Source organism: Paenarthrobacter sp. 10L412 (assembly GCF_056395565.1).
The window spans coordinates 21,615-47,258 of record NZ_JBFTJT010000021.1 but is presented as its reverse complement, the minus strand read 5'-3'; the positions used below and the strand labels follow the sequence as shown (position 1 = coordinate 47,258).

The following is a 25,644-nucleotide window of genomic DNA, read 5'->3' as shown; positions in this document are numbered from 1 at the left end:
GGCGCCGGCCGGCGAAGGGAGCGGACGCTGGCATGAAGGGAAGTTTGACAGTGGCTGAGGCGATGCCGGAAACCGGAAATGGCCGCGATGACGAGGCCCGCGCGGAGCACGTCTACCAACTGGTGTTGGAGGGAATCGTCACAGGCACCTTCGCACAGGGTGGGCGTTTGCGCGAACGGGAACTGTCCGAGATGTACGGCGTCTCCAGGATCCCGGTCCGCGAAGCCATCCAACGCCTGGAGAAGGACGGCTTCGTGGCCACCTTCCCGCGCCGCGGCGCCGTGGTCCGGCAACTCACGCTCACCGACGTCAACGAGCTCTTCGACGTTCGCCTTTGCCTGGAAACGTTCGCCGCCAGGATGGCTGCCACCCGCGTTGCCGAAGGCCATTCCGCAGGTCGGCTCGAGGAACTGATGGAAGCCTCCAATGCCGCCATCGACGAGGACCGCGCAGAAGATGTAGCACTGATCAGTGCCGAGCTCCACGCCGAGATCGTGCGTCTCTCCGGCAACAGGTTGCTCATTGAGTCCGTGAAGCCGCTCTTCGGCCGCATGCGCTGGATTTTCGGATTGGCACACAACCGCAGCAACGAACTCCAGCGGGACGAACACAAAGAGCTGTGCAACGCCATCCTGAAAGGCCGGCCGGACCTGGCTTACTCGCTGGCGTACACGCACATCGAGCTCGGCCGGGAACCCGTGCTGGCAGGCCTCGCGGAGACCCTGGAACCTTGAGTTAGTCGTCCGCGTCCGGGTACTCGTCCACTTCGTCGTACCGGCCTGACTCCTCCACCTCTACTTCAAGGATCTTGAGCATCTCGGTGTCAGGGTTCAACATGATGGCAGCCTCGTCCCTGCGGTGCTGCAGCACAGTGTCCAGGTAGGACTGCACAGTCTCAGCCAGCGGGATGTAGCGATCCTGCTTCTGGCTCATGTACCAGCGGTGCTCCAGGACCTCGTGCACTACCTCGGCTGGTTCCAACTTGCCGGCAAGGTGCCGGGGAATAGACCGCACGATCGGTTCGAAGATCTGGCTGACCCATGCGTGGGCGCTGATTTCCTCGTCCAGGTCAGGGTTGTTGTCTGCCCTGAACTGGTCCATATCGTTCAAAAGCCTGCGGGCCTGGTTCTCCTGGGCGTCCAAACCGGTAAGGCGCAGCAAGCGCCTCTGGTGATGGCCGGCGTCGACGACTTTTGGCTGCAGCTGGATGGTGGAACCGTCCGCCGTGGTCTTGATGGCATATTCCTCGACGTCGAAGCCGAGCTCGTTGAGCCTGCGAATGCGGGCTCCCACGCGCCAGCGCTCGCCGAGTTCGAAGGATTCCTTCTCCGTCAGCTCAGCCCATAGCCTGCGGTAACTGTCCATGATGAGCTCACTGGTAGCCACGGGATCCACCTTTTCCTCGATGAGCCCGCCGTCCAGGAGGTCCATCAGCTCACCGGCGATGTTGACGCGGGCAATCTCCAGGTCATACTCGCGCTGGCCCATGGACAGATCCGGGTAGAGCTCGCCGGTCTCGGCATCCACAAGGTACGCCGCGAACGCGCCGGCGTCGCGACGGAACAGCGTGTTGGAAAGCGAGACGTCGCCCCAATAGAAGCCAATGAGGTGCAAGCGGACAAGGAGCAACGCCTGGGCGTCGATGAGGCGCGTCAACGTGTCCTTGCGCAGCATCTGCGAGAAAAGTGCCCGGTAGGGCATGGAGAACTTCAAGTGCCGGGTGACCAACACCGGGTTGAGGGGTTTGCCGTCGACCGTGGTCCGGCCGGTGATGACGGCCACCGGCTCAACACACGGAACATCCAGCCGTGCCAGCTTGCGGAGCATGTGGTACTCGTGGCGGGCAACGTGCTCGGACGTTTCCTTGATGGCAATGACCGATCCACCCAAGTGCGCGAAACGCACGATGTGCCGGGAAATACCGCGGGGGAGGGCGGCCAGGTTCTCGGCTGGCCAGTCCTCAAGCGCAATGTGCCACGGCAGGTCCAACAACTCCGGATCCGCTGCGGCGGCGGTGATGTTAAGGGAACCGATAACGCTGGCCGGTGGTGCTGTGTCCTGCGCGCTGGCCGCCTCAGTCCGGGGGAGCTTGCCGATCTGCCCGTAGTCGGTCGGTTCGTCGTGCCACTGGGCTTCGTTTTGCTCGCTCATGCCTCAATTGTTCCGTACTCGCCGGTGTTGGCGTTCATTGCTGCGGGAAAGGGAAATTCGGGCATCGCGGACCACTGGACGTCCGGTGCTGCCTGGAACGTGACGCCCTGCCTTGTGAGACGCTCACCCAAGGCGCCAAGCCGACGTCGGAAGCCACCAAGGTCCCGCGCGTCCTGGGGCGACCACGCCACTTCCGCCAACGAAATCGCCCTCGGGTACATGAGCCAATAGGCCTGCTGGTTGTTGCGGACGGTCTCCGTCCACAGCGGGCCTTCGACGCCAAGGATCCTGTCATCTTGCAGGCCGCCTTGGCCGGGATTCCAGTCGTAGTACTCGGACCACGTGAACGGCCCGCCGTCCACCCACTCGAGACCGATGGGACTGGTTGTTTCATACTTCTGGTCCAGGTAGGTGTTAGCCGCGGGGGACATGATGACCTTGGAGCCGCTGCTTTCGGCCTGCCGAACAACCGGGGCGAAATCGCCGTGCCAATACTGCACCACGGCCCCTTCCGGGAGTTCGACGTCGGCGTATTCGTTCCACCCCACCACCGTCTTGCCCGTTTCGGCGCCGATCCTTGCGAATTCCTGCACCATGGTCACATAGTTGTCGTGTCCGGTCACCAGGGCCTCGTCGCCACCGATGTGGAGGTACGGGCCGGCCGTGATGGCGGCAAGCTGACCCAGGACCTCGCGCACGAACTCGTAGGTTGTGGCGAGCGAGACGTCCAGGGTGGACCAGCCAACCTCCGAGGTGGTGCTCATGGGTTTGGCCTGGCCATCCGGGTTGAGCTGGGGGATGGCGGCGAGGGCGGCATTGACGTGTCCGGGGAGGTCGATCTCCGGGACCACCAGGACGTTTTTCGTGGCGGCGTAGGCCACTATTTCCTTGAAATCCTGCTGGGTGTAGAAGCCACCGCGGCCGAGCGCCGGCAGCGCACCGGGGACCTCAACGGCACCCTGCCCGCCGATCGCTGTCAGATTGCTGTACGCCAATCCGCACGGGTTGTCCTCAGGTTCGTGGATTTCGATGCGCCAGCCTTGGTCATCCGTGAGATGAAGATGTAGCGCGTTCAGCTTGAACTGCGTCATCACATCGATCTGCTCCTTCACCTCTTCCACCGTGAAAAAGTTCCGGGCGACGTCGAGCATGAGTCCGCGATAGGCGAACCTGGGCGCGTCCTCAATCTCGACGGCGGGAATCACCCAGGTGCCGCTGGTCCTGTTGTTTGAATCCCTGTTGTTCGAATCGTCCGCGCCGTTGAGGGAGTATTCGATGGCAGGCGGGAACAACTGACGGAGCGTTTGGACTGCGTTGAAGAGGCCAGCAGGGGTTGTTGACGCGAGGCGCGCACCGGCATCGGTGACAGTCAGCCGGTAGGCTTCCGGACCGCCGTCGAGCGTTTCAACGAACTCCAGGGCGATATCGCCGGCATTGGCCTCCTCGACGATGGGAACAGCGAAACCTGTGCTGCGGCGAAGCAGCACCGCCAGCTGCTCCGCGACTGGGACGGCTGCCTCGCTTGCCGCGATCCGGGCCGTAGGGGCAAGCGTGAAGGCCTGTCCGTCCGATGGCGCGACGTGGACGGGCCGGGGGATCAGGTTATCCGTCGGGTTCATGGCGTTCTTTCCGGGAGAAGGTTAACGCGAGAGCGGCCCGACCGGGAAGGGTCGGGCCGCTATCAAAATGCGGATTTATTTGCCGGTGGGTGGGCCCACGCCGGCAGGGTTCCCTGGCCGAAGCGGAGCAAGGCCAAGGTGCCGGTGGGGATTAGTCGCCCAGGCGCAGGCCGGTCTTGGTGTCGAACAGGTGCACGTGGCCGGACTGCGGACGAACGAAGATGGACTCGCCCTTCATCGGGGGGCGGCGGCCGTCAACGCGGGCAACGATGTCGTGGCTCTTGCCATCCAGGATGGTGTGGCCGTAGACGTAGGCATCGGCGCCGAGTTCTTCGACGACGTCAACCTCAACCTGCAGGCCTTCGCCGTTGCCGACCGTCTCGAGGTCTTCCGGACGTGAACCAACGGTAACCGTCTGTCCGTGTGCTTCTTCGAGGACGTCGCGCTTGACCGGGTAAACCGTGCCACCGAACTGGACGCCGCCGTCGACGACCGGCAGTTCCAGCAGGTTCATGGCAGGGGAGCCGATGAAGCCTGCAACGAAGACGTTCTGCGGGCGGTCGTAGAGGTTGCGCGGGGTGTCAACCTGCTGGAGCAGGCCGTCCTTGAGGACTGCGACGCGGTCACCCATGGTCATGGCCTCAACCTGGTCGTGCGTCACGTAAACCGTGGTGACGCCGAGGCGGCGGGTCAGGGATGCGATCTGCGTACGGGTCTGGACACGGAGCTTGGCGTCAAGGTTGGACAGCGGCTCGTCCATGAGGAAGACCTGGGGGTTACGGACGATTGCACGGCCCATGGCAACACGCTGGCGCTGACCACCGGAGAGTGCCTTCGGCTTGCGGTCCAGGTATGCCTCGAGGTCAAGAAGCTTGGCGGCTTCGCGAACACGCTCGGCGCGCTCTTCCTTGGAGACGCCTGCAATCTTCAGCGCGAAGCCCATGTTGTCCGCAACAGTCATGTGCGGGTAAAGAGCGTAGTTCTGGAAGACCATTGCGATGTCGCGGTCCTTCGGCGGAACATCCGTGACGTCGCGGTCACCGATCAGAATGCGGCCGGCGTTCACATCCTCAAGTCCTGCGAGCATGCGCAGGGAGGTGGACTTACCGCAACCGGAGGGTCCAACGAGGACCAGGAATTCGCCATCGGCGATGTCGATGTTGAGTTTATCGACGGCGGGCTTATCTGTGCCCGGGTACAGACGCGTAGCGTTATCAAAAGTAACTGTAGCCACAGTTATCAATCCCTTCACCGGCAGGTACGTGCCGGACGATCCGTTGTGAATGGTTCATTTTCTTCAGTTGAACTCCCCGGCCGATGGCCGGGGAGGATCGTGTGACGTCGCACGGTACTGTGCGTCACATCACATCCAAGAGTATGTCAGACTTTTGGACTTACTACCAAAACGTTACGAATGTCACATGTGACGCTAATCGCGCTTTATGCTTCCGCTGTGACGCGGCGGCGCTCTCGGAGGAGTGCTTCCAAGAGTTCCGCAACGTGCACCGGAGCTTCCACCCGGTACTGCGCCTGCGTGAAATCCAGGCCCACTTTGATGCCGACGTCATCGCCCATGAGTCTGCCAAAGGCGTCCTCATCCGTCACGTCGTCGCCAGCAAACAGCATGGCCGTGGCGCCGGTCGCCTGACGGAGGAACTCCACTGCCTCGCCCTTGGAAGCCTTGACAACGGACGTCTCCAGCACGCGTTTGCCGGTCTTCACGTACACGCCAGGATGTTCACGCAGAACCCGCATGGCGGCCTCGACGGCGTCTTCCGCAACGTCGTCGTCGGCAAGTCTGGTGTGAAGGACGACTCCGGCGGGCTTGTCCTCGAGCAGCGTCCCCGGCGCGATATTGACGATGCCGGCCAGGACCTCACGTACTGAAGCGAGCCGCGCAGCTTGCTCATCATCCAACTCCAAGCCCAAGGACCCTTCGCCCAGCCATACCTCCGCGCCGTGGCTGCCAATCAGCAACGTGTTCACGGGAGGCGAGGCGACCAGGCGCAAACTGTCCAGGGCGCGTCCGGAGATGAGTGCCGTCGTCGTGCGCGGCAGTTCAGCAAGGGCTTCCAAAGCCGCAGCCGATCGCGGGAGGGGCCGGGCGTCACCGGCATGGTCCACGATCGGGGAGAGGGTGCCGTCGAAATCCAAGGCAACCAGGAGCTGCTCCGTGCCCGCGATCCGCCGGATGGCATCCAACAGTTCCGGGGACAATGAGAGGTTCTCAGCTGTCATCGCGCACTACCTTCTCCTCGAGAGCGGCCAGGAACTCCGCTGACCAATGATCGACGTCGTGGTCCAGGATCTGCTTTCGCATCAGCTTCATGCGGCGGCGGGCTTCCTTGGGCGGGAGATTTATCGCCCGCAGGATGGCGGACTTGAGGCCATCGATGTCATGCGGATTGATCAGGAGCGCCTGCTTCAGTTGGTCGGCAGCGCCGGCGAACTCACTCAGGACCAGTGCGCCGTCGTCCTCGGAACGGGCGGTGACATATTCCTTGGCCACCAGGTTCATGCCGTCGCGCAGCGCCGTGACCAGCATGACGTCCGCCGCGAGATAGAGCGCCACCATCTCCTCAACCGGGTAGCTGTGGTGCAGGTAGCGGACGGCAGTGTTCTGGATGGTGTCGTAGGTGCCATTGATATGGCCAACGGTGCCTTCGATTTCTTCACGCAGAAGCCGGTACTGCTCCACGCGTTCCCGGCTGGGGCTCGCTACCTGTATCAGGGTGGCGTCTTCCACCCTGATGCTGCCCTCGCGCAGGAGCTCCTCGAAGGCCTTCAGGCGGTGGCCGATGCCCTTGGTGTAGTCCAGGCGGTCCACGCCAAGAAGGATGGTCTTCGGATTGCCCAGGTCCTTGCGGATCTGCTTGGCCCTCTCGATGATGTCCGGCCTCCCGGCCAACTCCCGGATCTGGTCAACATCGATGGAAATAGGGAAGGCCTGCGCCCGGGCAATGTGGGTGACCTCGCCGTCCGGGCCCTTTACATGCACTTGCTGCTGCTTGACGCTGGCGCCCAGGAAGCGGCGGGCAGAGCGCATGAAGTTGCCGGCGTCGCTGGGACGCTGGAAGCCCAGCAGGTCCGCACCCAGCAGGCCATCAATGATCTCGCGGCGCCAGGGCAGCTGCGCGAAGATCTCCGGAGGCGGGAAGGGAATGTGGTTGAAGAAGCCGATTTTCAGGTCCGGCCGTGCCTCCCGGAGCATGCGGGGAACCAGCTGGAGCTGGTAGTCCTGGACCCACACCGTTGCGCCGTCCGCTGCATGGCGGACGACGGCATCGGCGAACTTCTTGTTGACCGTGCGGTATGCATCCCACCACGTACGGTGGAATTCCGGCGGGGCGATGACATCGTGATACAGCGGCCAGATGGTCGCATTGGAAAAGCCCTCGTAGTACAGCTCGACCTCGTGGCTGCTCAATTGGACCGGGACAAGATCCATCGCTTCGTGGCTGAAAGGGCGGACGGTCTCATCCGGAGCGCCATGCCAACCTACCCACGCGCCGTCGGACTTCGTCATCATCGGTGCAAGCGCGGTAACCAGGCCGCCGGGGGAGCGCCGCCAGCCCCCGCCGCCATCGCCGTTGCCTTCGCTGCTGCAGCGGTCAACGGGCAGGCGGTTGGACACCACCATGAAGTCGAACTTGCTCGCCGTTGGCTTCCTGGTGGGAGAGGCCCTAACGCCGTCTTCCGTCTTGAGTTTTTCGCTTGCCAAATCCTGCATTACTGCTCCCTGGGGTTGCTGTGACTCACCTCCCAGCCTACCGGCGGAATCATAGACCGCAGTTGATCGTTCAACCACCGGGCAAGCATGTCAGCGGCAGAGCTCCTAGTTGGCTCCCGTAAACTGACCCCGTTGCCCCAAGCTATGCCCTACGACGTCGAGTAATCCGAGGAACTGATGAGCCCCGCAAACGAACCCCGCCTCTCCAAGGCTGAACGCACCGCCCAGGCACGGGAGAAAGCGCGCGAAATCCGCGAAGCGCAGCTGAAAAAGGAAAAGCGCAACAAACTCCTGATCGGTTGGGGCATCGTGGTGGCCGTCGTGGCAATCCTTGCCGTTATCGCGTTGGTCGTGACCACCAGCATTCAGCAAAGCGCACCCATCGCCGATCAGGGCCCCACTCCCGCGAACGGCAACGTGCACGGCGGCGTAACATTGCTGGCCAACTCCGACGTCGTGAAGTCCGATGCCTCATCCGTGAACGTAGCCGACGTCCCTTCGGCTCCGGCAACCAAACCCGCAACCGTCACCGTCCCCGGTGGTGAGCCTGAGGCCGGCAAGCCCGTCAAGGTGATCGCTTACATCGACTTCATCTGCCCCGTCTGCAAGCGGTTTGAGACAACCTACGGGGAGTCGCTCACGAATCTCCGCAACGAAGGCAAGATTTCCCTCGAGTACCGTCCCCTTGGCTTCCTGGACCAGCAGTCCACCACCAACTACTCTTCACGCGCAGCAAATGCTGCAGCGTGCGTGGTGAACTCTTCGCCTGAGAAGTACGCCGACTTCTTCAACCTCCTCTTCGAACGCCAGCCTGCCGAAGGCAGCGCCGGTATCTCGGACAACGACCTCAAGGCCATGGCCAAGGAAGTAGGGGCAGCGAACATCGACTCCTGTGTGGACAGCAAGCAGTACCGGCCGTATGTGAAGGTCGCTACGCAGGAAGCCGCGGCCATCGGCGTCACGGGCACCCCCACCGTTTTCATCGACGGCAAGCAGTGGGACGGATCCACCGACCTGAACGCTGAGATCCAGACCGCGGTTGACGCCAAGGGCTAGGTTTCAGGAATTTACGACGGCGGCTGGTCACCTCGGGTTTGTGCCTTGCGTTCAACCCGGGGTGGCTCGCCGCCTTCGTGATTTCCGTGAGGGGGAGGGTCTGGGCTAACCTTATCTAGCGTCGTTTTCGGCGCATGCCTCCTTAGCTCAGTTGGCCAGAGCACCGCTCTTGTAAAGCGGGGGTCGTCGGTTCGAATCCGACAGGGGGCTCCACTCTTAAATGCCCCGGTCCTAAGGGACTTCCTCCTGCGGCACCGTTCCGGCGCGGCTCTCTTTTACCCAAATAGGGTATCCCCTCCAAAACCCCTCCGTATCGTTTTGCCCCACTAGTATGATGCGGGAAGGCTAATGGGGGCCTTGAGATTAGGGGGAAAATTAGCGTGACAGAGCACGATGGATCTTCAGATACTCCAGGCAGCGCGGAGGAGTTAGGGATTGAAGAGGAGACAGCCGCCACGACACGGAGCAGGCAAAACCGCAACTCTAGCGTTCAGAGACCTTACCCCCGTCGCGCACTGGAGCAAGCCCTGCGGGTGGCCACGGCCATCAAAGAACACAACGGTGGAAATGCGTGGCCACCGGCCGAGGTGGCTACTGCGCTTGAAATCAGTCGAACTTCCAGTAATTTCAGGTATTTGTTAGCGTCTTCCCGAGACTTCGGCCTGACCATCGGTGTTCAGGATTCCGCGGAGGTGACTCTAACCAGCCTAGGCCGAGAGGCCGTCTATCCGCGAAGTGCGGATGAGCACCATGCCGCGCTTCAGAAGGCTTTTTTCAACGTTGACATATATAGACGCGTTGTCGAGCACTACCAAGGAAGCAAGCTTCCAGAAGAGCCATTTCGAACTAACACGCTCAAGACTTCGTTCGGACTTGATGAGTCGATTGTCGAAGAGTTCGTTGATCTCTTCGACAAGAACTGCCGTTTTGCCGGCATTGGGACTGATTTCACCGACTCAAATCCTATAAAGGCCGCCGTCTCTATTCCGCCAGTTGTAGAAACCGTGGGTGCGAAGCCGAAGCCTGGGGCTCCTGTCTGTTTCATTGCAATGCCTTTCAGTGAACGAGATGAGAACCGTCCCATTGGCTTTTTCGACGAAGTGCTGAAATCGGTATTTGAGCCGGCTATCAAGGCCGCTGGCTTCGAGGCGCGAACTGCGAAGCGGCAAGGATCTGACATTATCCAGTCGACAATCGTTACAGAACTCTTGGAGGCCGACTTGGTACTAGCCGACTTGACTGAGCACAATCCAAATGTCTTGTTTGAGCTGGGTATGCGCATGAGCGCTGATAAGCCTGTCGCTCTTGTCCGGGCTAAGGGCACAGGCCCAATTTTCGATGTTGACCATATGCTGCGTGTTGAAGACTACAGCCCAAATCTGTGGCCGAGCACGGTTGATAGGGACGTAGCCCGTTTGACGGCCCACATTAAGGCGGCGTGGAAAGACAAAGACAGCACACAGACTTTTATGAAAATCCTGAAGGGGTAATTTGAAGCCAGGGTCGGCGGTCAGGTCAGCGGTTCAAAGTCGAAGGACAATGCGATTGTGCTCGCGATCTTTGAGGTGATCCCTATCGCATCGTGACGAGTCAGCTCGCTGGGCACGCCAGCGAATGGACGGAGGGGTTTCTTGTTTCCGGGAACCCAGCCAGGCGGACAGAGACGTTGCAATGAGTGCTCGTAGCGACGTTTCTGTCCTTCAATTGGGTTGCACATGAGGAACTGACCTCGCTGCCGCATTCCAGTCAGTCATGCGAACCGGTCACCGCACTTGCTGGGTCCTGCGTTGACGTTCACGCTGACCCTGTCGAAGCGCCAGCAGCGGGAACAGGAGCACCGAGAGCATGCCGGCCCCAACCAGTGCTGACGAGATCCCGCTTGAGATGAAGCCCTGATCCCTGCCGATGGCTGTGACGGCAACGATAATCGGCAAACCCGTTGCCCCGAAAAGTATGATGGACCGTTTCTCAGCGAAAGTGGACTTCGGCGGGGCAGCAAGCATCGACGGCAGGCCCCGGATAATCAGCAGGAGGAGCACGAACAGCGGGACCATTCCCAGGGCTGTCGGGCTGGACGTGAGTGCGCCGAGATCGAAATCTATGCCGGTATCGATGAAGAAGATGGGCACCAGGAAACCGAACGCGACGGCGTCGAGTTTGGTCTCGATCACCTTCCGGTCCCGTTCGGGCGCGCGCGCAATGGCCACCTTCCAGAGGACGCCTGCGGCGAATGCCCCCAGCAACATGTCCAGTCCCAGGACCATGCTCAGCACCACGAGCACTGTGAGGATGAACATGATGGAGCGGACAGCGAACTGGCCGCTGGTGTGCAGGGTCCTGGTGACCTGCGAGTGGAAGAGCGTGTGCCTCGCCTTGGAGGCCAGGAAAATGGCAATGGCGGTCAGGAGGACAAATCCGAGAAGCACCGCCGTGGCCGGTCCCAGTTGCCTGCCGCTGAAAAACAGCGAGATTGCAATCAGGGGACCAAACTCGCCAGCTGCACCCAATGCCGTGACAGCGATACCGAGCGGGGATTTTGATTCGCCGGAATCGCGAAGAATGGGCAGCAATGCTCCCAACGCGGTAGAGCACAGCGCCACCCCGATGATGACGGCGGCCTCTGGCGTGGGGGCAAGGAGAAAGCCTGCGCCAACGCCCGCGGCTAGCGAGATAACCCAACCGGCTGAGGCACGGAGGGCGGGACGGCCTCGGATATCGGCGAAATCAATCTCGTTGCCCGCCACGAAAAACAGCATCGCCAGCCCGAAATCGGCCAGCGTATCCGTGAACTGGGTAGATTCGATCCATCCCAGCAGGCTCGGGCCCAGCAGGATTCCGAGGACGATCTCGAACACCACCAGCGGCACCTTGACCGCCCGGTCAAGGAAGCGGACCGCAAGGGGAGCCACCACAGCCAGTAGAGCGATCAGAACCAAGGATGTAGACAAGCCCTGCATCAGCGGTACCTCCGGTACCTGGGCCGCTTGTACCTCGGCCGCTTCGAAGGAAAAGTAATCCAAAGCTACCGCCACCGTTGCGATGACGCCATGACGCCGGACTTTCGGTAGGCGGCCAGAGTTATCCACAACCAGGAAGAAGCGAACGACGCCGGGTCCCGGCCCGCGTTAGTCTGGTTACCTCGGCTGAAGCAAGCGGCCGCAACACCCACTGTGCGGAGCCGTTTTCCAATGTCCGATGATCCAGACCTGGGCGCCTTGGCGGCGTCTTCCTTTTCCCTCCCTAAGCTGCGCGACGGCCAACTCGCGGCCATGAACGCGCTCGCAGGCGGCCGCGACGTCTTGGCGGTCATGCCCACTGGGTACGGCAAATCAGCCACATACCAAGTGGCAGCGAGGTACCTCTACAACCAAACCGGGCGCCCCGCCGTCGTGGTTTCTCCCTTGATTGCTTTGCAGGAGGACCAGCTGGATGGGCTGAACGGGCAGTTGGGTGACGGCGTTGCCGTCGCCATTAACTCCTCCCGCAGCGACTCGGAAGTGGAGGAGGCCTGGGAGGCAGCCGAGTCCGGCAAGGCCACTTTTCTGTTTCTTGCCCCGGAACAGTTGGCCAAACAGGAGACTGTAGACCGTATCGCCAAACTGGACATCACGATGTTCGTGGTGGACGAGGCACACTGCGTCTCCTCCTGGGGCCACGATTTCCGCCCCGACTACCTGGATCTGGGAAATGTCCGCGAACGATTGGGAAAGCCTCCAGTGGCAGCCCTTACCGCTACAGCCTCGCCGCCGGTGCGCGACGAAATTCTTGAACGGCTGGGCATGAAGGATCCGCTGATCCTGGTCCGTGGCTTTGACCGGCCCAACATCAGCCTTGACGTGGTCCGCCACCAAGAAGACAAAGGCAAGCGAAAAGCCGTCCTGGAGCAGGTTGCCGCACTGGCCAAGGGAGGAGAACGGGGTCTCCTGTACGCCGCCACCCGAAAGGACACCGAAAAGTACGCCGCCAAACTGGCAAATGAAGGACTCCGCGCCGAGGCCTACCACGCGGGTCGATCTGATGCTGACCGGGAGCGCATCCATGAGCAGTTTCTGGACGACCAGCTGGACGTCGTAGTTGCTACAACTGCTTTCGGCATGGGTATCAACAAGTCCAACGTCCGGTTCGTAGTGCATGCTGACATTCCGGAGTCCCTGGATGCCTATTACCAGGAAATCGGCCGTTCCGGACGTGACGGGAAACCGGCCACGGCCACACTGCATTACCGCGAAGAGGATCTTGGCCTGCGGAAGTTCTTCGGCACGCACTCACCGGACCCGGAATCGCTCCTGGCAGTCCTGAGGATCCTGAAAGCCGCAGGCGCTCCTGCCCCCAAGGGCGCTCTCGCGGAGTTGACTGGATTCCCTGTCCGTCGCCTCACCGGGCTAGTCAACCAGTTGGAGGAAGCGGGCGCTGTCACCACTGGCAAGCGCGGCATTCGTCTGGCATCCAAAGCCAAACTGTCGGCCCTGGTGGCCCGGGCAGTCGAACTGGCCGAAGCCCGGCAGCGCGTTGACCAGTCCCGGCTCACCATGATGCGCGCATATGCGGAGACGGACAGCTGCCGTCGGCGGTTCCTGCTCGGCTATTTCGGTGAGGAACTTTCGGAGCCGTGCGGCAATTGTGATGCGTGCGCCGATGCTTCCAAAGCCAGCAATGGTTTCCACAGCACAGATGAAGATCGTGGCTCAGATGAACAGCGTGCTGGCCAAAGCGACCCCTTCCCACTGCAGTCCGCTGTGATTCACAAGGAATGGGGCCCGGGTCTGGTGATGAGGCATGAGGACGACGTCATCACCGTCTTGTTCGAGCAGGAGGGGTACAAGATGCTCTCCCGCAGCGCGGTTATGGAGCATGAACTCCTGAAGCCCGCTTAAGCGCTACGAGGCTCAGCGTCTCAGGTGTTCAGCTCCAGCATCAGGGCGGGCAATTCGTCGGCGAGTTCGCGCGCAAGGAACCCGAGCGGGCCCAGCTTGCTGGCCAAGCGGTCGGCCGCGGCGGCGTGGAGGTGGGTTCCCCAGCAGGCAGCCTGTGAGCCGCTGGTTCCACGCGCCCGGAGACCGGCAATGGCACCCGCCAGTACATCTCCACTGCCTGAGGTACCCAAGCCTCCGTACCCGGTGGTGATCTTCCACAGTTCCGGGTCCCCACGGCCTTCTCCAGGTGGACGTGCGATCACGCCCTGGCAGCTCACCACCGCGCCGTACCGTTCGGCGACGGCGGCAATGTCAGTTTCCAGGTAGTTTACGTCCCGTCCCAGCAGGATTCCCGCCTCAGTCGGGTTAGGGGTAAGAATTAGCCGGCCTCGCCAAGGTTCCAGCCTCTCCTTAAGCTTCACCAGCCCCCCGAGGGCATAGGCGTCGAGGACAACGGCAGGGCCTTCCTGCCCGCCTCGGAGTTCCTCCCGCTCCAACAACCTGGTGAGCAATTCCCCTGCCAGATCCGAATCATCCAGGCCAGGCCCGACCAACACGGCGTCTGCCCGTTCCATGTACCTTGAGATGAGGTCCAGCCCCTCACCGGTAACGGACCCATCGGCTGTCTCCGGCAAGCCCACCGCCCCGCACTCCGGGAACGCTACTCCCACCTGCACGGCCACGGATTCGGCGACAGCCAAGGTAATCTTTCCCGCCCCGGCGCGTAGGGCAGCGATGCCAGCCAGGACGGTGGCGCCCGGAGTGGTCCGCGCCCCGCCGATGACCAGCACAGCGCCGCGTGAGTATTTATCTTCGCCAGGAGCAGGCAGCGGCCAGTCGCGCAGAAGCGATGGCGTCACCTGTGTAGGGCCGCTCACGCCGTTGGAATCACTGCGGGTGGACACTGGCATCTCCAGCATGCTCGGTAACCGTGACGCCCTGCTCCGTGAGATGGTCGGCCGCATTGAAGCTTTCAAGCGTCCACGGTCCAGCACCAGACGGGCGCACATACCGGGTTATCGACGCGTTCAGAACCGTTGTGCTGGCGGCGAGGTCCAGGATCTCGCGTTCGGACATCCCCTCCAGGACGTATCGGACCAGCAGGATCACCGCATCATGGCAAACGAGCATCACGCGGTGTCCCCGTCCCAAACTGTTCAGCTCATCCAGGACGGATCGCAGGCGAAGCGCGACGTCAGCCCAGGATTCACCTCCCGGTGGCCGGTAGTACAGCTTGCCCAGCCATAGGCGACGTTCTGCCTCGTCGGGGTAACGCGTCTCCACACCTATGCGGGTGAGCCGGTCCAAAATGCCCAATTCCCGGTCCCGCAGGCGTTCGTCCGTGTGGACTTTCAGGGGCCAGCCAGCTGCTTGAACGGCAATTTCCGCCGTCTGAAGGGCGCGTGCATAAGGGGAGGAAACCACCGTGTCCGGACGGAGCTCCTCGGCAATCCGAGACAGCGCCGTTCCCAGTGCCTTGGCCTGATCCTCGCCAGTATCCGAGAGGTTCACGTCCGGGTCCCTGGCGGGGACGTCAATGACCTCAGCCCGCGCCAGGCGAGCTTCCGTCGCGGCCACGTTGCCTTCGCTTTCTCCATGCCGGACCAGCAGCAACTCAACAGCCCCGGCCTCCTGCACCGCCTCTGTCAGGCCGTCGTCGTTCAAGAAAACCAACTCCTTCGCGCGCCCTTGCCGAATGCAAAACACTACCCACTGCGTACCCACGGGACTAGAGAATAAACGCACGACGGCGAGCTGCCATCCCAGCGTTGGCCGTCCACCCGGCGTCGAATATTATCGGCAGGCGAAGACCGGCAAGCACTGTTGCCCGGACCCATGGTGAAGTAAGTTGCTCGCATGGAGGACACATACCAAGTCATCGTGGTGGGTGCCGGATTTGCAGGCGTTGCGGCAGCCAAAAAACTAGGCCGGAAGGGCGTACGCGTCCTGTTGATCGACTCGAACAACTACCACCAGTTCCAACCGCTCCTTTACCAACTGGCTACCTCCCAGATCGGGGTTTCAGCCATTACGCGCCCGCTGCGCTCCGTTTTCCGCCGCTATAAGACCGTCAAAGTCCTGACGGCGAGTATTGCCTCTCTTGATGCTGCGCAACGGTCAGTCACTACCGCCGATGGTGTGACTTTGCGGGCGGAGATCCTGGTCATTGCGGTAGGTGCCGTTCCCAACTTCTTCAACACCCCAGGTGCCGGGCAACATGCTTTCCCGCTGTACTCCGTTACGGACGCCACCAGGCTGGGCACCGCCATTACGCGACTGCTTGATCAGGCCGACAGAAGCTCTGAGGGTTTTGTGGATGTCGTAGTGGTCGGAGGAGGTCCCACCGGCGTGGAAACGGCCGGAGCTATGGCTGAAAACGTCAAATATATGGTGCGCAAATACTTCTCTCCCGAGCTCGCTGCCCGCTGCCGCGTGCATCTGGTGGACATGGTTCCGAGCGTGTTGAACATGTTTTCCACGAAGTCCCAGCGGTATGCCACCGAACGCCTTGGGAAGGTAGGCGTCCAGCTGCATATGGGAGTGGGCGTTACCGAGGTGCGAACCGATGGTGTGGCGTTGGCTGATGGGACCTTCGTCCCCGCGCAGATCGTTGTCTGGGCAGGCGGTCTGAAAGCGGGAGACCTCATCAGCACGTCGGGGCTGGCACAGGGAAAAGGTGGGCGTGTCGATGTCCGTCCAGACCTGACCGCCCCGGATGTGGATGGTGTGTACGTCATCGGTGATGCAGGGAACATCACCGATTCCACTGGCGCGAAGTTGCCCCAGCTCGGCTCCGTAGCCCAACAAGCGGGAAAGTGGGCGGCGGCCAACATCCTTGCAGACCTTACTGGCGGAAGCCGTACTCCCTTCCGATACGTTGATAAGGGCTATATGGCTATGGTGGGCCGCGGTGCTGCCGTAGCAGAACTGGGCCGCAAGCGAATCCAGTTGCAGGGCCTTTTCGCTTTCTTGTCCTGGCTCTTGGTCCATTTGGCCCTGTTGTCCGGGGTCCAGCAGAAAGTCCGTGCATTGTTTTCCTGGCTCAACGGATACCTCCTGCACAGCCCCGCGCAAGTGGTGGTCAGTGGCCCAACCGAGAAGGAGCTCTCCGGGCTGACGCTTCCCGAAGTACGTCCCGCCCCACCACCCGATACGGGATTGGAAAAGGAATAGGCTCAGCCGGAGGTGGAACGGGCCTTCTGAACGCGATGTGCCACGAATCCCCAGGCCATCAGAAGGAAGCCACAGTATCCCAAGGGGGACGGACTGATTGGTATGGCCAACAGCATCAGCAGCACTCCAACTGCTACAGCAAGAACGTGGCGGGGCTGCGGTGCATAGGGGCGACGCGCGGGGATTCCTGTTTCCAGTTGACGGGCCAAGTCAGGATCCTGGATGAAAAGTTCCCGTTCGAGTTGCTGCAGCACCCTGCGCTCCCGTTCGTTTAGATGCATGGTTGTCCCTCCCATGTAGCGCTAAGGCTCCTCGGTGCGATCGGTGAGCCAACCGGTTCCTACAAGGAATTCCAGCGGCACAATAAGCTAAGCATGCTTACTAAATGCTCCGCAAGGAAAATTTTCCGGACCTTGGTTCCGGTCCGCGTCGACTTTGGGGACTGACTACGATGGCAAGTAGGAACCCCGATCAAGGAGCACAATGTCACTGAAAGATCGCCTCAAAGCAGACGTCGTCGGCCACATGAAGGCGGGCAACAAGACAGCGCTCACCACCGTGCGGAACGTCCTGGGTGAGATCACCACTCGCGAGAAATCGGGCAAAACGCCCATCGACTTGGACGATGCGCAGGTTACGTCCCTGCTCCAAAAGGAAGCTGCCAAGCGCCGGGATACCGCACGCATCTACACCGAAGCCGGGGAAGCAGACAGGGCGGCCGCCGAAGTTGCGGAGGCTGAGATCATCGAGGCGTACCTCCCCAAGCCACTAAGCCGCGAAGAAGTGGAAGGCATCGTCGACGAAGCCATCGCCGCTCTGAAAGCCGAGGGACAGGAACTCTCAATGCGTTCAATCGGCGCCGTGATGAAGCCGGTCACTGCCAAGGTTGCAGGACGCTTCGATGGCAAGACCGTCAGCGAGATCGTGCGAGGTCGCCTGAGCTAAGATCCGCCGGCTGGCTCGCCCTTAGCGAGTCAGCCGTTCCCAAGCAGCCACCGCAAAGTGTCGGCATTGCGCACGGCGTTACCACCGCCGTCGTTGTTGAAATAGGCGTACACGTCCTTGCCCGTGCTGTTCCACTCACGAATCCGATCCGCCCACCAGCGAAGATCCTCCTCCGAATACGAGCCGCCGTAGAGGTGCTCGGGATCCGGTCCGTGCAGCCGGACGTAAACGAACGGTGCGGTGACCCGGAGGATGCATGGCAGGTTGGCGCCGCTCATGATGCAGTAGGCTGCCTCGTGGCGTTCAAGCAACGCGTATACGTCAGGGTGGTCCCAGCTATCGTGCCGGAATTCCACCGCCACGCGAATCCAGTGGGGCAGGGCTGCCAGGAAGTAATCCAGGCGGGCATCATCGCGGGCAAAATCTGGAGGAAGCTGGGCAAGCAGCACAGCTCTTTTGTCGCCCAGCTCGTGCCAGCAGCGGGTAATGCGTTCCACCCACACTTCAGGGCTGTACAGCTTTTTGCCATGCGTGAGACCGCGGGGTGCCTTGACCGACATCGCAAATCCAGCAGGCAAACGATCGTGCCAGCTTTTGAATGCGGTGTCCCGCGGCCAGCGGTAGAAACTCGCGTTGAGCTCCACCGTGTCGAACCGCGCCACGTAGTGCGCCAGACGCTTGGCTGTGGGCAGGCCCGGTGGGTAGAGGACATTTTCCCAGTGGTCGTAGCTCCAGCCCGAGGTACCGATGCGGATACTCATGCTGTGGATGGTAGTCCTCGTGAGCGCGTTTGCCGGGTCATGTCACGCGTTGGGTCGTTCACCAAGCACTACATACCCATTCGGGCAGGATCTAATCCCGGCCGACGCCGCCAGTTAGTGCCTTTTCAGGACTTGATCCCAGCCCTGGCGATCAACGCCTGGAGATCTTCGGCAACCTTGGCTACCTCGCGCTGCCTGGCGTTCCCGGTTGACTTGGCTGCGTGCGTGGAGGGTCGGGTGGTCCGGGGAGAAATGCGTGTCCGGGCGTCGCGGCGGAACGCGCCATCGCGTCCAATCCTTGGGTCACGCACGGTTGCGTCGACGGTGACGCGGCCCTGAAGGGGGTCGTGGAAAAGTGGGAGGTTCATGGTCCATTCCGGGGTATCAGGATGTGAACTTTGATCCTGACATATGCCTGAACGCCGCGATATGGACGGTTGCATATCGCCCCGCAGGGAGGCGGTGCAAATGTCCAGTTGTCTGACGGATGCCCAATCGGTCCTGGCAGGTACTGCGGGTACCCCGCACACCAAGCCCTCCCACGTTAAGGAAGGGACTGGTTGTCTGGTGGAGATCGGATTTCCCTTCGAGAGGACCAGCAGTGCGCCAGTTACTCCCGTCTTCCATGGCGTTGCTGTGGGGCCTGCAGTTTGCCTTCCTCACTCCTGCCCTTGCCCTGATGCTGGTGGATCTTTTCCACGCGTCGCCGGCCGATGTGGGCTGGGTGCTCGCCGTGTACAACGCTGGCGGCTTTCTGGCCTCCCTGCTCATCCCGGCATATGCGGACAGGAAGCGCGACTACTTGCGGCCGATGCTGCTCTGCGGGTTCTTGGCCCTGGCACTTCCCTGCGTACTGGCCTTCACCACAACATTGCCAGTAGCCGTGATTGCCCTGATAGCTTTGGGCGGACCATCAGGGGTTGGCATGTCCCTGTTTTTTGCCCATCTTAAGCATTCGGGGGCGGGCTCATCAGACGTGGTCAATATGCGTGCGATCGTCTCTTTCTCATGGGTTGCCGGGCCACCGCTGGCCGCGCTGATGGTGGGGGCGCTTGGTAGCCGGGCGATTTTGCCCGCTCTCGCAGCCGTTGCCCTCCTGAATCTCGTGGCGACCGGTGCCGCTCTTCGCAGGGAAACCACCGCCGACAAAGCAGACTTCGTGTCTGGCGACCATCAAACTGACAGCCCGCTGACATCCAAATGGGCCGTTACTGGTGTGGTCATAGGTTTTACGCTGCTTCAGGCAACTGACAGCAGCGCCGTGACCATCATGGCACTCTTCGTAGGCCAGAGAATGGGCGGGGAGCTGATTTGGGCGGGTATTGCCCTGGGCGTCGCCGCAGCGCTCGAGATACCTGCCCTCCTGGTGATCGGGCGGCTCAGCCGTAACCTGTCCGGAACGGTGCTCATAACATCGGGCTGTATAGCCGGAATCTTGTACTACGCAGGAATGACCTTCGTGGCTGATCCCATCACACTGCTGCTCCTTCAGATCCTGCATGCCTGGTTCTTCGGTGTCGTGGCGGGCATAGGCCTGACCCTGTTCCAGCAGATCATCCCGCGTCCAGGCCTGGCAGCCGGTCTCTTCACCAATACCCGGCGCATTGGCGCCGTAGCTTCAGGTCCGATCATTGCTTTCGGATCAATGACAACCTTCGGTTACCAAGGAACCTTCGCCGTGTGTGCGGTCCTGACCCTGGCGGCCATGTTGCTCATCCAATTCACGGCAAGGGCCGGAAAATCACCAACGCGGCGCCGGGACCGCAACCGGACCGGAGCCGTGATTACCCCCACAGAGCCTTCTTCAATAGCGCCCTGAGTTGGGCGTTCTCCTCTTCACTTAATGCCGCGAGCTGGGTTTGTTCGCACACCTCCAGGGCAGCGCGGGCCTTCGTGTGGATTCGGCGGCCCTCGACTGTGGAGACGATGATCTTGGCGCGCCTGTCTTGCTTTCCCTGCGCTCGCTCTACCAGGCCCCGGTGCTCCAGGTCGTCCACGAGGCTCACAACCTGGCTGGGGTCCAGGCTGAGGAAATCGGCGAGTTCGCGCTGGGTCGGTTCCAGTCCACTGCAGGCGAGCGTCAGTACTGAAAAGGACCTTTCCCGCAGTCCAAAGTCGCTCAGGGCGCGGTTATTCAGGACTGACCCTGTGGCGTGGAGCTTGGCGAGCAGCAGGCCTACGTCGTTCCCAATTTTCGCGGCCGCGAGGCGCGGGGTTTCGACGTTGGTGCTTTGCGTGCCCATGACAACTCCAATAGTAAACAAAAACAATCATTGACTTTTTCAATGATCCGTAATCTCATTGATCATGACAAGGATCTCACGGGGCAGTGGGATCGGCCCCACCGGCTCCGGCCGGTTACTGCATGCGAAGGAGCACGCCATGAGCTTGAACGGCAAGGTTGCAATCGTCACTGGGAGCGGACAGGGTCTTGGACTCGCTTACGCGAGGGAGCTCGCCCGCCAAGGCGCCGCCGTCGTGGTCAATGACGTGAACCCTGGGACCGCTGCAGAAGCAGTCGCGTTGATTGAGGCCGACGGCGGACGGGCAACCGCCGTCGTGGTTCCGGTGGGTACCACGGACGCTGCCAAGGCGCTGGTAGCAGGCGCTGTTGAGGCGTTCGGGCGACTGGATATCCTGGTCACCAACGCCGGTATCCTGCGGGACAAGAGCCTGTTGAAGATGACCGATGAGGACTTCGACCTGGTCATCAACGTCCACCTGAAGGGCACCTTCACATGTGTCCGCGAGGCGTTCGCATACTTCAAGGACAACAACGTCGCCGGCCGCGTCATCACCATCGGTTCACCGACCGGCCAGCGCGGCAACTTCGGCCAGACCAACTACGCCGCAGCCAAGGCCGGAATCGTTGGCATGGTCCGAACGTGGGCGATGGAAATGAAGAAGGCCGGAGTAACGGTGAACACTGTGATCCCTGTGGCGGCCACTGCCATGACCAAGACCGTTCCTTACTTCCAGAAGGCCGTGGAGGCTGAGGAACGCGGCGAGGCCATGCCGTCCTTCTTCCGTCACGACCTCGGATTCGGCACGGCCGACGACGTCGCTGGGCTAATTGCGTTCCTCGCCTCGGACTCGGCTGCCCATATTACCGGGCAGGTAATTGGCGCCGGCGGTGACCGGCTGCAGGTCTGGACGCACCCGACGGCCGCAACCACTGAATACCGCGACGGCGGTTGGAGCTACGAAGCCCTCCGCGACAACGCAGGGTCCCTCTTCGGAGCGGAGGCCCTGCAGAGCTACGGCGAGGAATTCCTACCGTTACCCCAAGAACTCCAGCCCGTAGCTGCGGCCATTACTGCTTAGGCCCGCTGACCATGGCCGACCGTTACGAACTTGGCATCGACGCATCCGCACTGGATGCGATCGACATGCATGTCCACGTGGAGGTGGACAGCTGCGGGCACGGATCCCTTCCGGACGCGCTTACGGAGGCGTCGGCGAAGTACTTCAAAGCTGAGGACCGGATGCCGTCGCTTGACCGCATCGCGCAGATATACCGGGACTTGAACATGGCCGCCGTCGTGTTTACGGTCGACGCGCGGACCCAACTCAAGCATGAACCCAACAGCATCCCCGAACTGATCGCCGGGGCGGCGCGGAACAACGATGTGCTGATTCCTTTCGGCAGTGTTGACCCGCGCACGGGCGAGGACGCGATCGCCGGTGCCAAGCGCCAGGCTATTGAGCTCGGTGCCAGGGGCTTCAAGTTCCACCCGTCCCTGCAGGGATTCGACCCGTCCAATGAACGGTTCTACCCTCTCTGGGAAACGCTTCAGGAACTTGGGCTGCCCGCCATCTTCCACACAGGCCAGAACGGCATGGGCGCGGGGCTTCCTGGCGGGTATGGGATCAAGTTGGCCTATTCCAACCCGCTGCTGCTCGACGCCGTGGCCGCGGACTTCCCTGGCTTGCAGATCATCATGGCCCACCCGTCGGTGCCATGGCAGGACGAGGCCAACTCCATTGCCACACACAAGTCCAACGTGTTCATCGACCTGTCCGGGTGGTCGCCCAAGTACTTCCCGGAATCACTGGTCCGCCTCTCCAATTCCATGCTGCAGGACAAGATTCTGTTCGGAACGGACTTCCCGCTGATCACCCCGCAAAAGTGGCTCGGAGCATTCGCTGATCTGCCACTGAAGGACGAGGTCCGGCCGAAGGTCCTGAAGGACAACGCTGTCCGGCTGCTCGGGCTGGGTGGTTGAGATGACGGCAATCGCTGTGGAACAGCGGCTCTATTCAGTGGCGGACTGGTATGACGCCGAGTCACTCTTGTCCGTTCAGGAACGTCAGGTGCTATCCCGCTTGCGGGACTTCCTGGACATCGAGGCCAAGCCGCTCCTGGCCGCGTATTGGGAACGTGGCGAGTTCCCCGAGCAGATGGCACAGCCCCTGATCGACCTGGACCTCATGGAACCCTTTGAGTCGCCTGCCCGTGGGATCTATCACGGGTTCCGGATCTTCGAGCTTGCCCGCACGGACGCGTCGTTGGCCACTTGGTACACGGCACAGGCCGGACTCTTCCGGACCGCAATCCAGATAGGTGCCTCTGAGGAGCAGCAGCGCGAATGGCTACCTAAGGTCATCGACTTCTCGCTCATAGGCGTCTTCTCCCTGACCGAACCGGACCACGGTTCCGACATCGCCGGCGGGCTGTCCACCACAGCCCGTTTCGCAGCAGACGCCGACGGCGGAGGCTGGGTTTTGGACGGCGCCAAACGTTGGATCGGGGGCGCCTCCACAGCTGACGTGCTGTGCGTGTTCGCCCGCGACATTGGCGATGGACAGGTCAAATCGTTCCTCGTGGAGCGGACCGCGCCAGGCGTCACCGTGGAGAAAATCCATGGCAAGACGTCGCTGAGAATGATGCAGAACGCGCACATCAGCCTTGAGCGGGTGCGGGTTCCTGAGGCCATGCGCCTGCAGAACGTGAACTCCTTCAAGGACGTCGCCGAAATGCTCCGGGCTATGCGTTCGGATGTTGCGTGGATCGCCACCGGCATCCAAGCCGGAGCGTTCGAAGCAGCGTTGGCCTACGTCAACGAACGTCAACAGTTCGGGCGCACACTGGGGTCGTTCCAATTGGTGCAGGAGAAGTTGGCCCGCATGCTCGGAAACATCACGGCTTCGCTCTCGCTGGTGGTCCGGCTCAACGAACAACAGGCCCGTGGGATTTACCGGGACCAGGATTCAGCACTAGCCAAGATGCAGACCAGTTTGTTCATGCGCGAGACCGTCGCACTGGCCCGCGAAGTGGTCGGGGGCAACGGCATCACGCTCGAAACCGACGTCGCGCGTTTCCACGCCGACGCTGAAGCCGTCTATTCCTACGAGGGAACCCACGACATCAACGCGCTCATCATTGGCCGCGCCCTCACGGGCGTCAGCGCTTTTACCCAGTAAGAGACACCCCAACTAAGCAACACCCCAACAAGGAGGCAACGATGCCCAATCTCGTCGTCGATTTCGACACGCTGCTCACCATGTCCGGCAAGGACCTCGGCACTACCGATTACCGGGAAATCACCCAGCAACAGATCAATCTCTTTGCTGACGCCACGGACGATCAGCAGTGGATCCACACCGATCCCGAGCGCGCCAAGAATGGCCCGTTCGGTGCCCCAATCGCCCACGGATTCCTCACACTGTCCCTGATCATCCCGTTCTGGGGTGAGCTTTTCGACGTCGACGGCGTCACCACCAAGGTGAACTACGGCCTGGACAAGGTCCGCTTCACCTCCCCAGTCAAGGTCGGATCAAAGGTCCGCATGCAGGGCTCGATCGCCGACGTGACCGAGGTTAAGGGCGGGGCCCAAATCAAGGTCAACGCCACTATCGAAATCGAAGGCCAGGAACGCCCCGCCGTCGTGGCCGAATTCCTGGCCCGCTTCTATAAGTAAGCCCCTTTCAAAGAACCCACCCCTCCTCTCCCAAGGAACAGCCATGTCAGGACACACTGCACTCGCAACTGCGAGCACGGCCGCGAAGCGCAAAGAAGCGCGTACGGTCATTTTGTCCAGCTATCTGGGCAGCACCATCGAGTTCTACGACTTCCTGCTGTACGCAACGGCCGCCGCGGTGGCTTTCCCCAAGGTCTTCTTCGCAGGCACTGATGAGTGGGTTGGCGTCGTAGCCGCCTACGCTACTTTCGCTGCCGGCTATGTTGCCCGGCCCCTGGGCGGCATCATCTTCGGCCACTTCGGAGACCTGATCGGCCGCAAGGGAATGCTCATCGTCTCCATGGCGATGATGGGCATCGCCTCCACCCTGATCGGCCTGATTCCTGGCGCCAGCATCATCGGTCCATGGGGAGCCGTGATCCTGGTGGTCCTGCGCGTGTGCCAGGGTATCGCCGTCGGTGGTGAATGGGGCGGCGCTGCGCTGATGGCGTTGGAACACTCCGATCCCAAGCGGCGCGGCTTCGCAGCATCGTTCGTCAACGCAGGCGCCCCAACGGGGGCTGTACTGGGCACATTGGTGATGGGTATCTTCTCGGCGCTTCCGCAGGACGCGTTCCTGGCATGGGGTTGGCGCGTGCCATTCCTGTTGTCCTTCGTGCTGCTGATCGTCGGCATGTTCGTGAGGCTGCGGGTCTCTGAGAGCCCCATCTTTGCTGAGGCCGTGGCCAAGGAGGGCGCCCAAAGCACCAAACGCAAGATTCCGCTGTTGGAAGTGCTGCGTCGCCCCAAGGCCCTCATCATGATCATGTTCGCGGGTGCCGCCGGCTTCGGCCTCCAAGTTGTGCTGCCGACCTTCTCGGTCACTTATGCTGTCTCCAAGGGCGCACCGCAGCAAGGCGTTCTATACGCGTTCGCGGGAGCCTCCGCCATCTCCATCCTGTTCGTGCTCCTCGGCGGCAGAATGTCCGACCGCTTCGGACGCAGGCCAATCATGGTCACAGGGTTGACACTGTTTATCCTTTACCTGTTCCCCATGTTCGGAATGCTCAGCTCCGGCAATATCGCCTTGATCTTCCTGGCTTTTACGGTGGCACTCATTCTGCACTCGTCCCTGTACGGGCCACTTGCAGCATTCGTCTCCGAGCAGTTCGGTACCACCAACAGATACACCGGCGCGGCCGTCGGGTATCAGTTGGCGACCTTGATCGGCGCGGGTTTCACCCCGGGCATCGTGGCTGGCCTTTACAAGGATTCCGCCCAGAACATTCTCCCCGTGGTGGTCTTCCTCTCCGTCATGTCGCTGGTCTCGATTGTGTTCATCCTGCTAACGCGGGAATCTAGGAACAACGACCTCACCTCGGTCAGTTAGGAGTA

The 25,644-nt window shown here is 61.5% G+C and carries 24 protein-coding genes and 1 tRNA gene; 13 read left to right on the top strand and 12 right to left on the bottom strand.

All coding sequences use genetic code 11. The annotated features are described in order from the left end of the window. Positions 1-32 precede the first annotated feature (32 nt). The gene (locus tag AC1DD7_RS22675; RefSeq protein WP_477516661.1) at positions 33-734 is read left to right on the top strand and encodes a GntR family transcriptional regulator; all 702 of its coding nucleotides are present in this window, start codon (positions 33-35) and stop codon (positions 732-734) included. Between the two features lies 1 nt (position 735). Here the strand turns inward: AC1DD7_RS22675 and AC1DD7_RS22670 are convergent, their stop codons facing one another. The 5 genes from AC1DD7_RS22670 to AC1DD7_RS22650 form a co-directional block, all read right to left on the bottom strand. Beyond that, positions 736-2,151 (bottom strand): DUF4032 domain-containing protein, encoded by a 1,416-nt coding sequence (locus tag AC1DD7_RS22670; RefSeq protein WP_477516660.1) that lies wholly within the window; start codon positions 2,149-2,151, stop codon positions 736-738. Beyond that, entirely contained in the window at positions 2,148-3,770 is a 1,623-nt protein-coding gene (locus AC1DD7_RS22665; protein ID WP_477516659.1) for a beta-N-acetylhexosaminidase, read from the bottom strand. The genes AC1DD7_RS22670 and AC1DD7_RS22665 overlap by 4 nt, the downstream gene beginning before the upstream one ends. Positions 3,771-3,921: 151 nt before the next feature. After that, positions 3,922-5,004 carry an ABC transporter ATP-binding protein gene (locus AC1DD7_RS22660; RefSeq protein WP_431118474.1) on the bottom strand — a complete coding sequence of 361 codons (1,083 nt, stop codon included), beginning with the start codon at positions 5,002-5,004 and terminating at the stop codon, positions 3,922-3,924. Positions 5,005-5,210: 206 nt separating this feature from the next. Beyond that, entirely contained in the window at positions 5,211-6,008 is a 798-nt protein-coding gene (gene otsB, locus AC1DD7_RS22655; RefSeq protein WP_477516658.1) for a trehalose-phosphatase, read from the bottom strand. After that, complete coding sequence (locus tag AC1DD7_RS22650) at positions 5,998-7,500, bottom strand: alpha,alpha-trehalose-phosphate synthase (UDP-forming) (protein WP_477516657.1); 1,503 nt, start codon at positions 7,498-7,500, stop codon at positions 5,998-6,000. The genes otsB and AC1DD7_RS22650 overlap by 11 nt, the downstream gene beginning before the upstream one ends. Positions 7,501-7,677: 177 nt before the next feature. Between AC1DD7_RS22650 and AC1DD7_RS22645 the strand changes: the two genes are divergently transcribed. The 3 genes from AC1DD7_RS22645 (at position 7,678) to AC1DD7_RS22635 (ending at position 10,046) form a co-directional block, all read left to right on the top strand. Then, positions 7,678-8,556, top strand: a complete 879-nt coding sequence (locus AC1DD7_RS22645; RefSeq protein ID WP_477516656.1) for a DsbA family protein — start codon at positions 7,678-7,680, stop codon at positions 8,554-8,556. A 136-nt stretch (positions 8,557-8,692) separates the two neighbouring features. Continuing rightward, a tRNA-Thr gene (locus tag AC1DD7_RS22640) sits at positions 8,693-8,769 on the top strand. Positions 8,770-8,936: 167 nt separating this feature from the next. Beyond that, positions 8,937-10,046 (top strand): hypothetical protein, encoded by a 1,110-nt coding sequence (locus AC1DD7_RS22635; RefSeq protein WP_477516655.1) that lies wholly within the window; start codon positions 8,937-8,939, stop codon positions 10,044-10,046. 273 nt (positions 10,047-10,319) lie between these two features. Here the strand turns inward: AC1DD7_RS22635 and AC1DD7_RS22630 are convergent, their stop codons facing one another. Continuing rightward, complete coding sequence (locus AC1DD7_RS22630) at positions 10,320-11,576, bottom strand: cation:proton antiporter (protein ID WP_477516654.1); 1,257 nt, start codon at positions 11,574-11,576, stop codon at positions 10,320-10,322. A 168-nt stretch (positions 11,577-11,744) separates the two neighbouring features. Here AC1DD7_RS22630 and AC1DD7_RS22625 point away from each other — a divergent pair, with 168 nt between their 5' ends. Beyond that, positions 11,745-13,430, top strand: coding sequence for a RecQ family ATP-dependent DNA helicase (locus AC1DD7_RS22625; protein ID WP_477516653.1), 1,686 nt, complete (start codon positions 11,745-11,747; stop codon positions 13,428-13,430). A gap of 20 nt (positions 13,431-13,450) precedes the next feature. Here AC1DD7_RS22625 and AC1DD7_RS22620 read toward each other — a convergent pair whose 3' ends face one another. Both AC1DD7_RS22620 and AC1DD7_RS22615 read right to left on the bottom strand, forming a co-directional pair. Beyond that, positions 13,451-14,380, bottom strand: a complete 930-nt coding sequence (locus AC1DD7_RS22620; RefSeq protein ID WP_477516680.1) for an NAD(P)H-hydrate dehydratase — start codon at positions 14,378-14,380, stop codon at positions 13,451-13,453. Further along, complete coding sequence (locus tag AC1DD7_RS22615) at positions 14,358-15,143, bottom strand: histidine phosphatase family protein (RefSeq protein ID WP_477516652.1); 786 nt, start codon at positions 15,141-15,143, stop codon at positions 14,358-14,360. The genes AC1DD7_RS22620 and AC1DD7_RS22615 overlap by 23 nt, the downstream gene beginning before the upstream one ends. 183 nt (positions 15,144-15,326) lie before the next feature. On the opposite strand from AC1DD7_RS22615, the gene AC1DD7_RS22610 reads away from it, so the two are divergent. Next, positions 15,327-16,643 carry an NAD(P)/FAD-dependent oxidoreductase gene (locus AC1DD7_RS22610; RefSeq protein ID WP_477516651.1) on the top strand — a complete coding sequence of 439 codons (1,317 nt, stop codon included), beginning with the start codon at positions 15,327-15,329 and terminating at the stop codon, positions 16,641-16,643. A 2-nt stretch (positions 16,644-16,645) separates the two neighbouring features. Here the strand turns inward: AC1DD7_RS22610 and AC1DD7_RS22605 are convergent, their stop codons facing one another. After that, entirely contained in the window at positions 16,646-16,924 is a 279-nt protein-coding gene (locus AC1DD7_RS22605; protein ID WP_477516650.1) for a DUF3040 domain-containing protein, read from the bottom strand. 202 nt (positions 16,925-17,126) lie between these two features. On the opposite strand from AC1DD7_RS22605, the gene AC1DD7_RS22600 reads away from it, so the two are divergent. Then, complete coding sequence (locus tag AC1DD7_RS22600; RefSeq protein ID WP_477516649.1) at positions 17,127-17,588, top strand: GatB/YqeY domain-containing protein; 462 nt, start codon at positions 17,127-17,129, stop codon at positions 17,586-17,588. A gap of 29 nt (positions 17,589-17,617) precedes the next feature. Here the strand turns inward: AC1DD7_RS22600 and AC1DD7_RS22595 are convergent, their stop codons facing one another. Both AC1DD7_RS22595 and AC1DD7_RS22590 read right to left on the bottom strand, forming a co-directional pair. Further along, complete coding sequence (locus tag AC1DD7_RS22595; protein WP_477516648.1) at positions 17,618-18,349, bottom strand: DUF72 domain-containing protein; 732 nt, start codon at positions 18,347-18,349, stop codon at positions 17,618-17,620. 125 nt (positions 18,350-18,474) lie between these two features. Then, complete coding sequence (locus tag AC1DD7_RS22590) at positions 18,475-18,717, bottom strand: hypothetical protein (RefSeq protein ID WP_477516647.1); 243 nt, start codon at positions 18,715-18,717, stop codon at positions 18,475-18,477. Between the two features lie 233 nt (positions 18,718-18,950). On the opposite strand from AC1DD7_RS22590, the gene AC1DD7_RS22585 reads away from it, so the two are divergent. After that, complete coding sequence (locus AC1DD7_RS22585; RefSeq protein WP_431118492.1) at positions 18,951-20,168, top strand: MFS transporter; 1,218 nt, start codon at positions 18,951-18,953, stop codon at positions 20,166-20,168. Here the strand turns inward: AC1DD7_RS22585 and AC1DD7_RS22580 are convergent. Next, a complete protein-coding gene (locus AC1DD7_RS22580) occupies positions 20,134-20,592 on the bottom strand; it encodes a MarR family winged helix-turn-helix transcriptional regulator (RefSeq protein ID WP_477516646.1) in 459 nt (152 codons plus the stop codon). The two genes, AC1DD7_RS22585 and AC1DD7_RS22580, sit on opposite strands and share 35 nt — an antisense overlap. Positions 20,593-20,731: 139 nt before the next feature. Between AC1DD7_RS22580 and AC1DD7_RS22575 the strand changes: the two genes are divergently transcribed. From AC1DD7_RS22575 to AC1DD7_RS22555, 5 genes are read left to right on the top strand one after another with little or no spacing between them, the layout of a single operon-like run. Then, positions 20,732-21,673 (top strand): SDR family NAD(P)-dependent oxidoreductase, encoded by a 942-nt coding sequence (locus AC1DD7_RS22575; protein ID WP_431118495.1) that lies wholly within the window; start codon positions 20,732-20,734, stop codon positions 21,671-21,673. A gap of 11 nt (positions 21,674-21,684) precedes the next feature. Then, positions 21,685-22,575, top strand: coding sequence for an amidohydrolase family protein (locus tag AC1DD7_RS22570; protein WP_477516645.1), 891 nt, complete (start codon positions 21,685-21,687; stop codon positions 22,573-22,575). A 1-nt stretch (position 22,576) separates the two neighbouring features. Further along, positions 22,577-23,773 (top strand): acyl-CoA dehydrogenase family protein, encoded by a 1,197-nt coding sequence (locus AC1DD7_RS22565; protein WP_477516644.1) that lies wholly within the window; start codon positions 22,577-22,579, stop codon positions 23,771-23,773. Positions 23,774-23,814: 41 nt separating this feature from the next. Further along, entirely contained in the window at positions 23,815-24,270 is a 456-nt protein-coding gene (locus tag AC1DD7_RS22560; protein WP_477516643.1) for a MaoC family dehydratase, read from the top strand. A gap of 43 nt (positions 24,271-24,313) precedes the next feature. Next, positions 24,314-25,639 (top strand): MFS transporter, encoded by a 1,326-nt coding sequence (locus AC1DD7_RS22555; protein ID WP_477516642.1) that lies wholly within the window; start codon positions 24,314-24,316, stop codon positions 25,637-25,639. Positions 25,640-25,644: the final 5 nt, after the last annotated feature.

Bases quoted from the DNA above. Each gene is read 5' to 3' on its own strand.
- AC1DD7_RS22600 (WP_477516649.1), top strand. From the start codon at position 17,127: ATGTCACTGAAAGATCGCCTCAAAGCAGACGTCGTCGGCCACATGAAG.
- AC1DD7_RS22575 (WP_431118495.1), top strand. From the start codon at position 20,732: ATGAGCTTGAACGGCAAGGTTGCAATCGTCACTGGGAGCGGACAGGGT.
- AC1DD7_RS22620 (WP_477516680.1), bottom strand. From the start codon at position 14,380: ATGCCAGTGTCCACCCGCAGTGATTCCAACGGCGTGAGCGGCCCTACA.
- AC1DD7_RS22670 (WP_477516660.1), bottom strand. From the start codon at position 2,151: ATGAGCGAGCAAAACGAAGCCCAGTGGCACGACGAACCGACCGACTAC.
- AC1DD7_RS22590 (WP_477516647.1), bottom strand. From the start codon at position 18,717: ATGAACCTCCCACTTTTCCACGACCCCCTTCAGGGCCGCGTCACCGTC.
- AC1DD7_RS22560 (WP_477516643.1), top strand. From the start codon at position 23,815: ATGCCCAATCTCGTCGTCGATTTCGACACGCTGCTCACCATGTCCGGC.
- AC1DD7_RS22650 (WP_477516657.1), bottom strand. From the start codon at position 7,500: ATGCAGGATTTGGCAAGCGAAAAACTCAAGACGGAAGACGGCGTTAGG.
- AC1DD7_RS22580 (WP_477516646.1), bottom strand. From the start codon at position 20,592: ATGGGCACGCAAAGCACCAACGTCGAAACCCCGCGCCTCGCGGCCGCG.
- otsB (WP_477516658.1), bottom strand. From the start codon at position 6,008: ATGACAGCTGAGAACCTCTCATTGTCCCCGGAACTGTTGGATGCCATC.
- AC1DD7_RS22555 (WP_477516642.1), top strand. From the start codon at position 24,314: ATGTCAGGACACACTGCACTCGCAACTGCGAGCACGGCCGCGAAGCGC.
- AC1DD7_RS22605 (WP_477516650.1), bottom strand. From the start codon at position 16,924: ATGCATCTAAACGAACGGGAGCGCAGGGTGCTGCAGCAACTCGAACGG.
- AC1DD7_RS22610 (WP_477516651.1), top strand. From the start codon at position 15,327: ATGGAGGACACATACCAAGTCATCGTGGTGGGTGCCGGATTTGCAGGC.
- AC1DD7_RS22665 (WP_477516659.1), bottom strand. From the start codon at position 3,770: ATGAACCCGACGGATAACCTGATCCCCCGGCCCGTCCACGTCGCGCCA.
- AC1DD7_RS22595 (WP_477516648.1), bottom strand. From the start codon at position 18,349: ATGAGTATCCGCATCGGTACCTCGGGCTGGAGCTACGACCACTGGGAA.
- AC1DD7_RS22565 (WP_477516644.1), top strand. From the start codon at position 22,577: ATGACGGCAATCGCTGTGGAACAGCGGCTCTATTCAGTGGCGGACTGG.
- AC1DD7_RS22570 (WP_477516645.1), top strand. From the start codon at position 21,685: ATGGCCGACCGTTACGAACTTGGCATCGACGCATCCGCACTGGATGCG.
- AC1DD7_RS22625 (WP_477516653.1), top strand. From the start codon at position 11,745: ATGTCCGATGATCCAGACCTGGGCGCCTTGGCGGCGTCTTCCTTTTCC.
- AC1DD7_RS22675 (WP_477516661.1), top strand. From the start codon at position 33: ATGAAGGGAAGTTTGACAGTGGCTGAGGCGATGCCGGAAACCGGAAAT.
- AC1DD7_RS22645 (WP_477516656.1), top strand. From the start codon at position 7,678: ATGAGCCCCGCAAACGAACCCCGCCTCTCCAAGGCTGAACGCACCGCC.